Consider the following 949-nt stretch of genomic DNA (forward strand, 5'->3'; position numbering starts at 1 on the left):
GATGAAAACGGATTTGCACAGACAAAGGATATGCCATACGGAATTTACACGGTTCATCAGACCAAGGGCTGGGAAGGTACGGAGTTTATAGCTGATTTTGATGTCAACATCAGCGAAAACGGACAGACCTACCGCTATCTTATCAACAATGCAGAATTCAAAAGCTATATCAAGGTTGTAAAGGTGGATTCCGAAACGGGAAAAACCATTCCTTACGAGGGTGCAGGATTTGAGATATACAATGCAGGTGGAGAAAAGATAGCTATGACGTACAGCTATCCAACTCCTACTGCCATTGATGTGTTCCGCACAAATTCCGAGGGTTATCTTATCACTCCCGAAGTGCTCCCATACGGGGAGTATTCACTTGTTGAAGTGCAGGCGCCTTACGGCTATGCGCTTGATAAAACTCCCGTAGCATTTTCGGTTTCCTCAGAAAATGCAGAGAAAGAAAACTCGCTTACTATTGTCAAAGTTGTGAAACAAAACACCGCTCAGAAAGGAAAAATCAGCGTTCGGAAAACAGGCGATATTTTCACAAGCGTGACAACGGTTTCCTCCGCATACACAAATGAAAACGGTGAAATGATCGTGAATCCAACAACTTACACTCCCATGTTTGCGAACGGAGATCTCAGTGGCGCAGTATTTCAGGTGATCGCTGTAGAGGATATCGTTACACTCGACGGTACAACAAGAGCTTATGCAGGAGATGTTGTTTCGGAGATCACGACAGACGAGAACGGCTATGCTGAAACTGAACTGCTTTATCTTGGCAAGTATGAGGTCAGAGAGATAAAAGCTCCCTATGGATATGTGCTGAACAATGAGCCTAAAGATGTTGAAGTGACATATGCAGGACAGGAATTTGAGGTGAGAGATACTGTGAATACAGCTTTTGAAAATGAGTATCAGAGCGTGAGGATATCGCTTTCTAAGGTTATGGAAA

The 949-nt window shown here is 43.6% G+C and carries 1 protein-coding gene; it reads left to right on the forward strand.

What is annotated here, in order from left to right:
* Positions 1 to 949: collagen binding domain-containing protein (locus LI114_RS13585; RefSeq protein ID WP_264468343.1), on the forward strand; the 949-nt coding region annotated here is incomplete at both ends.

Source organism: Ruminococcus sp. 210702-SL.1.03 (assembly GCF_020559915.1).
Classification (GTDB): Bacteria; Bacillota; Clostridia; order Oscillospirales; family Ruminococcaceae; genus YE71.